We start from the raw sequence: 13,696 nt of genomic DNA, 5'->3' as shown, positions 1-13,696 counted from the left end.
CGCATCCTCTTGTCCCCCGCCCTTCAATGATGCCCCCGACGGTAGCCACCGTAGTAATGCGGCCCATAGGCACCATCGTGATAGGGGTGATATCCGTGATAGCGAGGTCCGTAGAAACCACCATAGTAGTAAGGCGTGTAGTAATAGTTACCGTAGTAATACGGTGCTGGCACTGTATACACCCCACCTGTGTAGTAGTCAGACTCTACGTAATAGGGAACGCATGCACCAAGACTCAAACCAAGCAAAACACCGAGCAGGATTCGACGATACATGGCGGCCTCCTGAACCGCAGAAAGCACGCACCAGCGGCGCTGGTCCGCGGCAATCGGCAAGAACATCGACTGTCATTAATTAAGACTGCCAAACCGACACCAAGTGTCTGCCCGGTTACAACTTCAGATCAACGGCTCACCCCACCTGAACGCCTCAGGTTCCAACAGCGCAGCACCCTGAAAATGAACCCACGCCTTGCCCACGGTGCCACTAGAATGCTTGCATCGTGTCCCTGCCAACGGAATCGTTATGCCGCTACGCTCTGCGCTGTTTTCGCAACGCTCGTTGGTACTCACACTGGTCGCACTATTGAGCGCAGGTTTTCTCGCCACCTCCCTGCTCAGCTACTACGCCTCGCGCACCTCGATTCGCGACAACATCGTCAAAACCGAACTGCCACTGACCTCCGACACCGTTTACTCCGAGATTCAGAAAGACCTGGTTCGGCCCATCCTGATTTCCTCGATGATGTCGCGCGACACCTTCCTGCGTGACTGGGTAGTGGCCGGCGAACATGATCCCGAGCAGATCACCCGCTACCTCAACGAGGTCATGACTCATTACGGCGCCTACACCGCTTTCTTCGTCTCCAACAACAACCTGACGTACTACCAGGCCAAAGGCGTGCTGAAAACCATCAACGCCGACGAGCCACGCGACACCTGGTACTTTCGCGTTCGCAACATGACCACGCCCTACGAAATCAATGTCGACGTGGACATGGCCAACCACGACAGCCTGACCGTGTTCATCAACTACAAGGTCTACGACTACCAGAATAAATTCATCGGCGTGGCTGGCGTCGGGCTGACGGTCGATGCGGTGATCAAACTGATCGACACCTACCAGCAGCGCTACCAACGCAGCGTGTATTTCGTCGACACCCACGGCAAGCTTGTCCTGACCGGCGCGGACGGTGGCCCGCAAGGCGCACGCAGCGGGCAGTCCCTCAGTGACCTGGGCAGCCTCAAAGACTTGCCGGCCTTGCTGCCCACCCCTCATAGCGGCAGCTTCGAGTATTCAACCCGGGGCCAGGGGCATTTCCTCAATGTGCGGTTCATTCCCGAGCTGAACTGGTATTTGTTCGTCGACAAACGCGAAGACAGTGCACTGGGCGAGATTCGCCAGTCGCTGTACCTCAACCTGCTGATCTGCCTGATCGTCACGCTGGTGGTGCTGACCTTGCTCAACCTGATCGTCAAACGCTTGCAGCGCAAAATCGAAGCCCAGGCCACCCTCGACAGCCTCACGGGCCTGCCCAACCGCCGTGGCTTTGACCTGCTCGCCGCGCAAGCCATGCAGGAAGCCCGGCGCGAGCCCAAGCCGCTGACAGCGCTGCTGCTGGACCTTGACCACTTCAAGCGATTGAACGACACCCACGGCCATCTTGCTGGCGATGCCGTGCTGGCCGGTTTCGCCCGGGACCTGGAAAGCTGCCTGCGCCAGTCCGATATTGTCTGCCGCTGGGGTGGCGAGGAATTCATCGTGCTGCTCAAGGACACCGATGGCGGCAATGGTTTGAAGATCGCCGAGAAAATCCGCCACCTGATCGAGCAACGGCGTTATACCTATGGCGAACAGCTGTTGCAGATCACCGTCAGCATCGGCCTGACCACCCTGCAAACCGACGACACGCTGCACAACCTGCTGTCGCGCGCCGACCAGGCGATGTACCGTGCAAAACAAAGCGGCCGTAACCGAACCTGCGTGGAATTGCCTCACTCCAGTTATGAATAAACCTGACCTCTGCCCAGCCTGCGGTGCCCGTAACGACTGCAGCCTGGCCGACCCGAAAACCGCCGCCCAGGCCTGCTGGTGTTATGGCGTCAGCATCGACCCCGCCGTGCTCAAGGCCCTGCCCGCCGAGCTGCGCGACCAGACCTGCCTGTGCCCTCGCTGCGCGCAAGTCGAGGCGCAGCTACAAGCAGCCCACTCGCCTATCCAGTAAGATGCCCGGCCCTTTAGTGATCTGCCGATAGCCATGCGCGTTGACCGTTTCCTCAGCAACCTGCCCCGTTTCAACCGTCAACAGGTCCGCCTGTTGCTGGTGGAACGCCGCATCAGGATCGATGGCCAAACGGTCAGCGACCCGCATGCCGAGGTGCGTGAGTTCAGCCGCGTCGAGTTCGATGACGAAGTGCTGCAAGCCGGAAAACCGGCGCGCTACTTCATGCTGCACAAACCACCGGGCTGCGTCAGTGCGACCCGCGACCCTGAGCACCCGACCGTACTGGACCTGATCCACGAGCCCGACACAACGGACCTGCACATCGCCGGCCGCCTGGACTTCAACACCACCGGGCTGATGCTGATCACCAATGACGGCACCTGGTCGAGACGCCTCACCCAGCCGCAGACCAAGCTGCCCAAGGTCTACTACGTCGAGACTGAACAGGACATCGGCGAGCACTGCATTCACACCTTCGCCCAAGGCCTGTACTTCGCCTTCGAAGACCTCACCACACAACCTGCCGGACTGGAGCTGCTAGGGCCAAAACAGGCGCGGTTGAGCATCGTTGAAGGTCGCTATCACCAGGTCAAACGAATGTTCGGCCATTTCGACAACAAGGTCCTGCGCCTGCACCGCGAGCGGATGGGGCCGCTGGTGCTGGATGCAACGCTGGCGCCGGGCGAATACCGTGCGCTCACGGCAGCAGAAATCCAGTTGATCTGAGGCAGCGACCACTCGGCAGGCACGCGAAAAGATTTCGTAAACGGCACTTGCGGGATCGGTATCTGCCTGCTTGAATCAAGCCGTCGGCCGAAATGTGACCGATGAGTCACGATCTACTTCAAAGCAACTTTTTTGTCGGCAGAGAGCCTTAAGGCTCCACCACCCCGACAAAATGCCCGCCTATAACAATACCCGTCGACCAGCCTTCACAGGATCGACATGGGCTACAAAATTCCAGGCGTATGCCTACCTGTCACAAAGCTCGTGCAATCTCATTGCGCGCCTACCCGCTTGCCAGGAGTCTTATGACATGAGGCCAGAAATCGCTGTGCTGGATATACAGGGGCAGTACCGGGTTTACACGGAGTTCTATCGCGCAGACGCCGCAGAGAAGACCATTATTCTGGTCAACGGCTCAATGGCCACCACCGCGTCGTTTGCGCAGACCGTGAAAAACCTGCACCCGCAGTTCAACGTGGTTCTGTACGACCAACCCTACGCGGGTAAGTCCAAAGCCCACAATCGCCATGAAAAAATGCTCACCAAGGAAATCGAAGGGCAGATCCTGCTGGAGCTGATCGACCACTTCGCGGCGGAACACGTGCTGTCGTTCTCATGGGGCGGTGCAGCGGCACTGGTCGCGCTGTCACACCGGCCACGGCGGATAGAAAAAGCGGTCATCAGCTCGTTTTCACCGCTCATCAACGAACCGATGCGCGACTACCTGGAGCGCGGGGTTGACTACCTGGGCAGCCTGGATCGCGACCGCGTCGGCCATCTGGTCAACAACACCATCGGCAAGCACCTGCCGTCACTGTTCAAGCGCTTCAACTACCGTCACGTCAGCAGCCTGGCCGAGCATGAGTACGGGCAGATGCACTTCCACATCAGCGAGGTGCTCAACAGTGACCGTCAGTGCTACCTGAGGGCGGCACGAAAGATTGATGTGCCGGTGCTGTTCATGAACGGCGAATGGGACGAATACACCGCTGCCACCGACGCCAGACTCTTCGCCAATCATGTGCAACACAGCAGTTTCAGTACCCTGCAAGCCACGGGGCACTTTCTCGACATGGAGCACAAAGCGGCCTGCCGAGACAGTCGTCATGCACTGATGGGCTTCCTGAAACCGGCCCGGCACGACAGCCGACCGCGTCATCACCTCACCCAGGAACACCATGCTCTGGCCATTTGAAACAGCGTCATCGCAAGCACGCCCCGCACGCACACTCTGTAGTTGCGTGGCGTGCCTGCGATAGATCGCGGCACGGCCGCACCTGTCGAGTCATCCTCAACACCCTGCCTCACGCCCCGTAAAACCTTCGTAAATGCAGATCCGGCAAAGAAAAACTTCAAATCCCGGGCAACTTCTGGTACAAAGTCAGCCGCTCTGAGCGGGTGTCGTATAATGGCATTACTCCAGCTTCCCAAGCTGATAACGAGGGTTCGATTCCCTTCACCCGCTCCAAATAATTTCTGCCTCACGTCATGCTGCTGTTGACGGGGATGCAAGACAAAAAACCGGTCCCCAGTGGCCGGTTTTTTTATGGGTGCTCTATTTTGGTCGTTTGCCTGAAGTTGCTGCCAAAAGGTGTGCTCATACAAATCGCACACAGAGCCGTTTGAGAAACCTCATTGAACTTTCAATTCCAGCATCGCTGTGGAATGGTTTGTGCCACTTTTTTATCGCACTGCAAGGAGCACGCTTGAATCCACCTGGACGGAACACCCCACTGACTTACGCCGGGCAAAACAGCCAATTGAGCGCCAATGAAGTGGCTGAAGGGCGACTTGGACAACTTCGGCTGTTGCGTGACGATAACCAGTCGTTTCCAGCCAAGACATTACAGGCGTTCCATTGCCTGACCTGCAAGGCAGGCAGCGAGGGCGGATGGGAAATGCTGATCCATAACGTTTTCTATGGCACAGGATGTCCGATCTGCAGAAACGCCAGTGCGTTGGTGGATCAGGTCGCCCGACAGTTTCCGGCCCACCGGTTAGTGGTCAGTAGTAACCCTGCCGGACGGCCCGTTGCCAGTGAAGCGTGCTACCAGATGTTTCCCGTGCCTTGCGAGTTACCGGACGGTTTCGGCTGGATGCCTGAAAAGCTGGCACGCAATTCCGTTGCCGTTGCCCTGCGCAATGGCCGACGCCCATCTGAAAAAGTGGAACGTTACTACACGGACTCCGTCACAGCCTACAAAGCGTTTACGACATGCTTTCCTGCCGGAGCCATTCACTACAGCGGGACAAAAATGCCCGGTTCCACAAGCCCTGGCCCTTTTTTCAGTATTCAGACCGGCCCCAGGCTGATGCGCAGCCCGGTCAACGTGCACTACATCAGTTTGGATGGGCTACTGAAGATTTGTCTGCGAGAGCAAAAAGACCACACGCTGGACCAAGCCCTGAAATCTCATGCAGCAGAACATGGCGCCGAAGTGCTGGGCTATGGAATGCACCCCAACAGTGGCCTGATGATCCACTACAGAAATCGCTCGGGGGAAAACCGCAGCGACACACCGGCACGCGTCCGGGAGTTCTACTGGGGGCAGACATGGATCAGAAAGGCCGAAAAACTCACCGCGTGTATCATGCGTGAGTTGTTCCCTTCGCCGAGCTGGCTCTTCAATAAACGCTACAAGGATTTTCTGAACTACACCTCACCAACCGGCAACGTATCGGCGCTTGAGCTCGATGGCTATTGCCCCGAGTACCAGGTCGCGTTCGAGTACCAGGGCATCCAGCATTTCGTCGCATTGACCGACACGCTGGAAGCACATCACAAACTTGAGCAACTGAAACTGCGTGACGCATTTAAAGAAGTTGCATGCGCCACCCAGGAAATTGCCTTGGTTGTGGTGCCAAACATGGACCTTGACCCTGTCGCGTTTCTTGCGACCATCACCGACCTGCTGAAGCTTCTTGGCCGGCAACCCATCAACGCCGCTCCGGATATGAACGTCATCTGGACCACCTGGAACCTCGCCTGTCAAAACCCTCTTGAAGCGTTCCAAACCAAGGTGGTTGAAAAACTTGGGCAACACCGGCTGATCGGCCCCCCCATGCATTTGATCACACGCAACTCCGTCGTTACTTACGAGTGCAGTGTTTGCAACACGCAGAACGAGGTGAATTCCAGGAGCCTGGCCGATGGCGATGTTCGCTCGTACTGCGTCGGCTGCAAGGGCCAACAGACAGGCAATGCAAGAAACCAGAAGCGCCTGAGTATCTGGGAGCAAGAACACCAACTCCCACGGGCGTTCATTGAGGCGCTTCGAACAACGCCAGTGGATGCCAAAAACTTTCAGTTTGTGTGTATTCAAGATCACATCACTGACATCCATGACCCTGAACACGCTAAACGGCACATCGTCGATGGCGAATTCAAATGCCCCACCTGCCGCGCCAGACAGTTGGGCGTCACGCCCAGTCAGGTCGCCGCTCAGGCGCAACGCCGGCTAGAATTCAACAACAGCATTGAATCACTGGGACTTACGGTCCTTCAGGACTTGCTCCATCAAAATGACGAAATGGCGGCGTTGGTCGAATGCGCCAGCGGCAACCACACGTTCATGCTCAAGAGACCAGAACTGCGCAGGTTTCAACGGGACTTTTTCACTGATCGCAGCTTCATCCCCTCCGCTTGTCTCGCCTGCTGCTACCCAGGCGTCACCGTCGGTCCCGGCGACGTGCTGATGGGCACCGTATTTCATCGCCTTGCCTCACTGCGCGGGATGTATCCCAACGTCAGCTACCTGAGCGGTTTCGACGTGCAGGGCTGGGAAGTCGAGTATTTCAACTGTGGCGAGAGGCTTCCCGACGGCTGCCCACATCCCGGCTTCTCGATTTCCTGGCGAAACCTGCAAAAAGCAGGCAAGTCGAGGCCCTTCATTCACCTGTGCAACACCTGTGGTATCGCTCATGGTCAGGTCAGTAACCGGGGTAAGTCATTGCAGGATCTTGAAGCCATCATGGTCCTGCTTCGCCATGAACTTCATCAACACATAGCCCCGAGCGCGCCTTCCTGCCCACCTACGGTCAAGTATGTCGAAGGGCCTCTGGATACGGACTCTCAGATCGTCAGCACCACAAAGACAAAGCTCCAATTCTGGTGCGGCGTTCAGGGCCATGACCCGGTGATCGCAACCAAGGACAACTACTTCAACCAGGCACCGAACAAAGGCGCGGGGTTTTGCAAGCCGTGCGTTCTGTCGGCCGGCCTCACCAAAGTACCACTGCCAACGGCTGCACAAAGCTCGCGCCAACTGCTGCCCTGCACCCTGAGGGATCGAAAGAAGAGCGTAACCAGCGCCGTTTAGGCCCTGGACCTGGCACGACACCACGGCCCCTGCGCTGGCCGGCATGACTGGCAGCGCACACTATTGCCGGGCGCGGAATCGCGCGGATATAGTGCGCAACGCCTGTCGCGCTCCGGTGCACAGGCTGCCCGCTAGCGAACATTTGTCTGCAACGCCCCTGGCGCTTGATGCAGACGAGTGACCGCAGACAGCACCGGCTCGCGACAGGGAAGACGCTCGCTGCGACTTCGCGCCGCCCCTCACAACGAATAATAAATAATGAGCGTTCGATGAGTAGCAAGAAAAACCTGGAAATCGAATACCTGCGAGGTGCCGCGATCGGCCTGACCATCCTCGCCCACATCACGTTTTTGCTGCCCTTCTACAAGGAGTTCTTCTCCAAGGTGTTTGACCTCTACACCATGGGCTCGGGGGTAGACCTGTTTTTTTGCATCTCGGGTTACGTGGTCAGCAAAAGTTACCTCGACTACTTCGACAAACATCGGCAGCAAGGCACTTATGGCCTCGCCACCTTCACCTTCTGGCTACGCCGCGCCTATCGCCTGCTGCCCACGGCGTGGCTCTGGGTGCTGATCCCGCTGGGCTTTTCGATTTTCTACAATCAGTCCAATGCCTTTGAATCATGGTTCTACAACCTTCGCAGCTTCACCGCCGTCGCGACGTTCAGCGGCAACCTGGCCAATCAATACGGCCTGCTGCTGGGGCCTAACTCAGTGTATTGGAGCCTGGCCCTGGAAGAGCAGTTCTACTTCATCTTCCCACTGTTTCTACTGCTGATTACCTCACCGCGCTGGCGCATCATCGCCCTGCTGCTGTTGATCGCTGCGCAGTTCGGTCTGGATCGCAACATGTTCGCCCCGGCACCGGCGGCCATGCTGTTCTCGTTCCGACTGGACGCGATGATGTGGGGCATCCTGCTCTGCCTGTTCACCCGCAGCAGCCTCTACCAACAGATGGAGCCAACGGTGCTGGGCAGAAGTTGGCTCAAGCGCCTGGGTGTCACGCTGTTTCTGCTGTACATGCTGGGCGCCATCTCGGCACAGATGATTGCAACGCCGATTGCCTTTGGCCTGGTCGCGATTGTGGCGCTGATCCTGGTGTGGCTGGCCAGCTACCAGAAAGGTTACATCTTCAGTCCTCCGGCACTGGCGCCACTGCTCGGCTGGCTGGGGTCGCGCTCCTACGCGCTCTATGTGATTCACATGTTCGCCTATCACTTGAGCACGGAAATCTGGACCCGGGTCGCCACTGAACGAGGCCTCACGCTGAGCCAGGGTTTCACCACCGAGTTGCTGGTGACGGCAGCCGTGATCATGATCGTGTGCGCCGAGTTGAACTTCCGCTTCGTCGAAGAGCCATTACGCCGCCGCGGTGCCGAAATCGCCCGCCGCAAACTCGCGGCGCTAGAGCCTCAGCCCCCCGTGCAAGCGGCCCCGTCAACAGGGCAGATCAACGTGCCGGAAACGGCGAAACCTTGACGCCTACGCCTAATGAACAAACAGAAACCGGCCCTGATGGCCGGTTTTTTGTGGCTGATTTTCAGGCGCTTCGTTGTCAGCACTTCCTGGTTTCCTTGACTCCGCACGATTCAGCAACACTCAAAAACCCTGGGCCCACACCTGCACCCGGCAAGGGTTTCTACACTGGATCTGTCGTGCCTATTTCCTTCCGGCTGTCGCCTTGGTGGTTATAGTGTTGATCATAAAATCTCAGTAGGTATAGTAACCACCTACACACCACAGGGAAGTGATGTGAATAGCCGATATCTGATTGCGCAAATCGTCGCAGATGGCTGGTATCTGGTACGGGTCAGGGGCAGTCACCACCACTTCAAGCATCCAACGAAGCCCGGTCTGGTGACTGTCCCTCATCCCAAGAAAGGCTTACTGACGAAAACCGCCATCAGCATTTTGCAGCAGGCTCTGCTGAGCTGAACGGGCACACTGCATCCGCAGAGGACATTAAACATGCTTTACCCAATTGCAATTTCAACGGGAGACAACGAACACGCCTGGGGTGTTGAAGTACCGGATATCCCTGGCTGCTTCTCGGCTGGCGACGATCTGGACGACGCCATCGCCATGGCCCGCGAAGCCATCGAGGGGCACTTCGAAATACTCGCCGAAGACGGCTCGGCGATTCCGACCGCCAACAAGGTCACGCTCCACGCGGCCAACCCAAAATACACCGGTGTGACGTGGGCGCTGGTGGACATCGACATCACCAAGTACCTGGGCAAAGCCCAGAAACTCAACATCACCCTGCCCGGCTATCTGCTGACGCGAATCGACGAATACGTCCTGCATCACCCGGAAGAGAAAAGCCGCTCCGGTTTTCTGGCTTCGGCTGCGTTGAAAGTACTGCAACAAGGCTGACTGTGTGTCGACGGCGCAGCGCGCTAACGGGTCGCGACGATGAACAAGCGTGGAAACGGCAGCAGCACCGAGCCATCGGCCAGCACCGGAAAGTGCGGTTCCAGCGCCGCCAGGTACTGTTTGAGGTACTGCGCCTTTTCAGCCTCGTCGAGGGGGTCGAGAAACAGTCGCAGGCCGCTGCCCTTGAACCACTCGACCACCGCAGCTGCACCACCTGCCAGCGGATGGTGGTAGGTGGTACGCCACACATCAACGCGCGAACTGCACGAGCACAGCATCGAGTAATACGTGTTGGCGTCGTCCAGTGCCGTCCGTTGCCCCGCGACACCCGCCAGTTTGCTTGCCCAGGGGCCATTGGCCGCGACCTCACGCATCAACCGGTGGGCCGGCTCATCAAGGTTGTCGGGCATTTGAATCGCCAGGCTGCCGCCAGGCGTGAGCCTGGCCACCAGTGATGGCAACAGCGTGGCATGGTCGGGAAGCCACTGAAACACCGCGTTGGCGAGGATGACGTCGAACGGTCCCGATTCATTCCAGGTCGCGATGTCGGCCGTGTCGAAACGCACACCGGGTAAACGCTTGCGCGCAGCCTCGAGCATGTCGGGCGAGCTGTCCAGCCCACGCACCGTGGCGTTGGCAAACCGCTGCACCAGCAGCTCGGTCGAGTTGCCGGGGCCGCAGCCGATGTCGATCACCGAACGGGCGTCGATGTCGGGAATGGCAGCCAGCAAGTCACGCGCCGGACGCGTGCGCTCATTCTCAAAAGCTACATACTGCTTGGCGGACCAGCTCATCGCTTACTCCTGTCTGAGATCAGGGATTGAGCAACGCGCTAGACTGCGCGTTTGCGCTCATGGGCCGCCAGTAAGCGACGCCTGCGCCCTCTTCGTCAAGGCGCGGTCGCTGGCTCAATGGCCAGCCTTACAAGCGATGCTGCCCGAACTCGGCGGTCTGAACATCGTCGACCTCGGTGCGGCCGGGCTCACCGTCAAGCAGATGACCGAATGGGGCCCGACCGATGAACAGGTTGCGGCGCAACCGGCACTCGCGCCTGTGAACGATGACAGTGAGACCCCGTAAAACATGCCCCCTTTTTCCGCCCTGCTCCTGCGTGGCGTATGAACCGTTGTATCAGGTGACATCTGTCTGCTGGCTGAACCTGATCACTGAAAGCGGGTAAAAAAGTGGTTCACCCACACGCTGTCGTGAACAAGAGCGAGGAGTGTTTCTGCATGAATCTGATCGCTCTTGATGAGCCATTTTCTTATCGCCAAATCGTTGGAAATCATAACCAAATCGACCACTCGTCGAACGAACGACCCACGTTTTTGACAGCCTGGAAGTCGCATCTATAGTGCAAACGCGGCCTGTTGGAAGGAACCCGGACCGTCACTTTGCAGTGCAGGGAGCAAGGCCAACTCGCACCTTGTGATCGGTGGGTTCCGCTATGTAGTGCGTTTACAACGGCCGTAAGGCAAACACACGTTGTCGTGTCTGGTTAGCGCCGGGCACCCACTATGAACAAGGAGCTTTACTATGTCTCGAGTCACGGATGTGCTTGTTTCGATCGACACCGAAACCATTCTGAAAAACTACCCGAACATCAGCAAAAACCCTTCGGCGCCGACGATGATCGACGTCAACCACGTGTACATGGTGACCAATCAGAACAACGTGGTCAGTGGCCAGGCCGGTGGTGAACTCAATCTGCGAGCCCAGGTCGGCGACCTGATTCGCTGGCGCGAAACCAGCCTGTCGCAGAGCTTCGAAACGGCGGTGATTTTCTACAAATTCATCGGCAATCAGGGCAACGACCTGATCTCCACCCCCACTCCGCGCAAAGCAACCGCTTGTGTCGCAGTGCCAAACACCAGCAATCCGTCGGTGCCAAGCTGCCAGAAAGTCGATAACCACTACTGGTCATCGGAAACCCTTTCTACCGGCAGTGTGACCTACCACTTCAACTTCCTGATCGTGGATCGCGATTGCAAGATCGTCGGTTGCTGCTCGTGGGATCCGTTCATCACCATCCGTAACTGATCCGGACGGCCCCTTGGCAACAAGGGGCTTGCCGAACCCGTTGCTGCACTGGCTGGAAATGGAAGCCTTGCGTGAGCCGGAGCAGTGGCGGCCATTTGCCTACATCCTGAAAGGAGGCCGTGATGTCCACAGACACAAGCACACTCCCCACCGACACCCCTGAGCAGATCGCCAACCTGATGCTGATTGTCGATGCCGAAACCCTGCTCTCCCACTACCCGAACCCGAGCCTCGACCCACAGCAACCGACCTCGGTGGATGAAGGTTTCATCTTATTCTTTGGCGGTGCCCATGGCACATCGCCCAGCGCACACCCCAATCGCCTGGCCCTGCTCGCCGGCAGCGCAAAAACCTTCCACCTGCGCACCCGTACCGTGGGGTTGCGCGCTGAACACAGCGTGGTGGTTTATGCCATGAGCGTCGGCAAGGCTGGCGTGCTCTCGTCTCCCGAACTGGTTGTGCACGAAGGCCTGACCCTGCCCGCACTCGACCCTGAAAACCTGACTCAACCTGTCAGTCAAAACGCCACTGACCACTTCTGGCGCTGCAAGCAACTGACCGCCGGGGTCGAGAAATGCACCGTAAGTTTCATGCTGGTCAATACCGACTGCCAGGCCCTGGGGTATTTCAGCTGGACTGCCGAGGTGAAGCTGTCGGGTTGAATGGATTTCAATAAAAAACCGGCTTGGGTTGCCGGTTTTCTTTTTTGCTCAATCGTTGCTAGTCGTAGAATCCAACCGTTTTTCTCAAACGATCCGAGTATTCATAAATATCGTCGACCGAATTGATTGGATGCCGTGTTTCATTCTTTTCTTCGTCAAAGATCCCGATGTACTTCTGAGAACGATTGAAGTGCAGGCGGCAAATAGGTTTGCGGTTGTTATCGTCGAGCAGGATGCCGAAGTAGCTCTGTGTATCGCGCTGGACAATACGTTTGGCATCAACGACAGAGCGAACCAGTGCACGAACAATGTGATACCCCTCCAACTCTTCCTCGGTAGTCACTATCTTGTCGTCCGACTCATTCCGGTCCTCGGTATCGGAACCGCTGCTTCCGGAAACAGGCGGCGAAGACAGCGATGTCGGTGCGACCCCATTCATAGCGGATTTCAAACGTTCATTGATTTGATCATTGAGAAACTGCCCGACCGCTTTGCGGGTCAACTCCTGAAACTGCTCACGCACTTTTTGTGTGAGGGCCCCCTCATACACCCGAGAGGCGAACACTTTGACGAAGTCATCCTCCGGACTGCTGACTTGTGCGGCGATGATCTTCTTGATCTGGCTAACGTACTTCAGTTCACCCGCTGCGTTGATGATCGACTCAACGTCGAATGCAGACTTGGTCAATTTGGTCAGCTCCGGGACCGAATACTCATCGATGCTCAGCAGGTCCAACTCAAGGAACGGCTTTTCATCCATTTTGTTGGGGGCATCAAGGTCAGTGAAAAACTTGTAGACCTGGCCATTGGTCAGGATGGAAATCCTGGCACTGGTGACATGGAAGTAGCGGAACAGTTGCGACGCATGATTGATATGCAGCGGCTCGCCAATTTTTTTGCACTCGATGAGTATCTGAACCTCACCGTCCTTCATGATCGCGTAGTCGATCTTCTCGCCCTTCTTCGTCCCTACATCGCAGACAAACTCTGGGGTCACCTCTGTCGGGTCGAACACGTCATATCCCAGTACCGTGCTGATGAACGGCATGACAAAGGCATTTTTTGTCGCTTCTTCTGTCTGGATAGCACCGCCTTGAAGGCGAACCTTGGCAGCAAGACTGGCCAATTTTTCGAAGAATTCCATGAGTAACCTCTGTTTCGATCCGTGAATGAGCATGCTGGCAAATTGATCGCCATTGATACTAGACACAAACCGGCACAAAGAAAGGTGACGACCAGCACAGAGAGGCAGAAGAAGAAAACTCCCACAAAACAGGGAGCGCGTAGCCGTTCTACCGATGACAAAAACGGAAGTACGGCACTCAGGAACCAAGCTAAAAATAAGAGCCT

At 57.1% G+C, this 13,696-nt stretch carries 14 protein-coding genes and 1 tRNA gene; 12 read left to right on the top strand and 3 right to left on the bottom strand.

Going from position 1 to position 13,696, the window contains the following annotated elements:
- Positions 1-23: 23 nt before the first annotated feature.
- Positions 24-341, bottom strand: a complete 318-nt coding sequence (locus AC1Z1G_RS06815) for a hypothetical protein (RefSeq protein WP_483625910.1) — start codon at positions 339-341, stop codon at positions 24-26.
- Between the two features lie 184 nt (positions 342-525).
- On the opposite strand from AC1Z1G_RS06815, the gene AC1Z1G_RS06810 reads away from it, so the two are divergent.
- The 9 genes from AC1Z1G_RS06810 (at position 526) to AC1Z1G_RS06770 (ending at position 9,644) form a co-directional block, all read left to right on the top strand.
- Complete coding sequence (locus AC1Z1G_RS06810) at positions 526-2,013, top strand: sensor domain-containing diguanylate cyclase (RefSeq protein WP_483625908.1); 1,488 nt, start codon at positions 526-528, stop codon at positions 2,011-2,013.
- Complete coding sequence (locus AC1Z1G_RS06805) at positions 2,006-2,224, top strand: cysteine-rich CWC family protein (protein ID WP_483625907.1); 219 nt, start codon at positions 2,006-2,008, stop codon at positions 2,222-2,224. The genes AC1Z1G_RS06810 and AC1Z1G_RS06805 overlap by 8 nt, the downstream gene beginning before the upstream one ends.
- Before the next feature lie 33 nt (positions 2,225-2,257).
- Positions 2,258-2,950 carry a pseudouridine synthase gene (locus AC1Z1G_RS06800; RefSeq protein ID WP_483625905.1) on the top strand — a complete coding sequence of 231 codons (693 nt, stop codon included), beginning with the start codon at positions 2,258-2,260 and terminating at the stop codon, positions 2,948-2,950.
- 310 nt (positions 2,951-3,260) lie between these two features.
- Positions 3,261-4,145 carry an alpha/beta fold hydrolase gene (locus tag AC1Z1G_RS06795; protein WP_483625903.1) on the top strand — a complete coding sequence of 295 codons (885 nt, stop codon included), beginning with the start codon at positions 3,261-3,263 and terminating at the stop codon, positions 4,143-4,145.
- Between the two features lie 199 nt (positions 4,146-4,344).
- Positions 4,345-4,418 (top strand) — tRNA-Gly (locus tag AC1Z1G_RS06790).
- Positions 4,419-4,656: 238 nt separating this feature from the next.
- Positions 4,657-7,269: a hypothetical protein gene (locus AC1Z1G_RS06785; protein WP_483625902.1), complete on the top strand. Its 2,613-nt coding sequence runs from the start codon at positions 4,657-4,659 to the stop codon at positions 7,267-7,269.
- Between the two features lie 269 nt (positions 7,270-7,538).
- On the top strand, positions 7,539-8,747 hold the full coding sequence (locus AC1Z1G_RS06780; RefSeq protein ID WP_483625901.1) for an acyltransferase family protein: 1,209 nt from the start codon (positions 7,539-7,541) through the stop codon (positions 8,745-8,747).
- Between the two features lie 273 nt (positions 8,748-9,020).
- On the top strand, positions 9,021-9,203 hold the full coding sequence (locus AC1Z1G_RS06775) for a type II toxin-antitoxin system HicA family toxin (RefSeq protein ID WP_483625899.1): 183 nt from the start codon (positions 9,021-9,023) through the stop codon (positions 9,201-9,203).
- Positions 9,204-9,236: 33 nt separating this feature from the next.
- Positions 9,237-9,644, top strand: coding sequence for a type II toxin-antitoxin system HicB family antitoxin (locus AC1Z1G_RS06770; protein ID WP_483625898.1), 408 nt, complete (start codon positions 9,237-9,239; stop codon positions 9,642-9,644).
- Between the two features lie 23 nt (positions 9,645-9,667).
- Here the strand turns inward: AC1Z1G_RS06770 and tam are convergent, their stop codons facing one another.
- Entirely contained in the window at positions 9,668-10,438 is a 771-nt protein-coding gene (gene tam / locus AC1Z1G_RS06765; RefSeq protein WP_483625897.1) for a trans-aconitate 2-methyltransferase, read from the bottom strand.
- Between the two features lie 136 nt (positions 10,439-10,574).
- Here tam and AC1Z1G_RS06760 point away from each other — a divergent pair, with 136 nt between their 5' ends.
- From AC1Z1G_RS06760 to AC1Z1G_RS06750, 3 genes are all read left to right on the top strand, one after another.
- A complete protein-coding gene (locus AC1Z1G_RS06760) occupies positions 10,575-10,724 on the top strand; it encodes a hypothetical protein (RefSeq protein ID WP_483625895.1) in 150 nt (49 codons plus the stop codon).
- Positions 10,725-11,180: 456 nt separating this feature from the next.
- Positions 11,181-11,684 (top strand): inclusion body family protein, encoded by a 504-nt coding sequence (locus tag AC1Z1G_RS06755; RefSeq protein ID WP_347904560.1) that lies wholly within the window; start codon positions 11,181-11,183, stop codon positions 11,682-11,684.
- A gap of 122 nt (positions 11,685-11,806) precedes the next feature.
- Entirely contained in the window at positions 11,807-12,346 is a 540-nt protein-coding gene (locus AC1Z1G_RS06750; RefSeq protein WP_483625893.1) for an AidA/PixA family protein, read from the top strand.
- Between the two features lie 58 nt (positions 12,347-12,404).
- Here AC1Z1G_RS06750 and AC1Z1G_RS06745 read toward each other — a convergent pair whose 3' ends face one another.
- Positions 12,405-13,490 (bottom strand): type I restriction endonuclease, encoded by a 1,086-nt coding sequence (locus tag AC1Z1G_RS06745; protein WP_483625892.1) that lies wholly within the window; start codon positions 13,488-13,490, stop codon positions 12,405-12,407.
- Positions 13,491-13,696: the final 206 nt, after the last annotated feature.

It is taken from the genome of Pseudomonas sp. JL27(2026) (genome assembly GCF_056933555.1).
The sequence above is the reverse complement of the archived record's forward strand: the minus strand, read 5'-3'. Positions and strand labels throughout refer to the sequence as shown.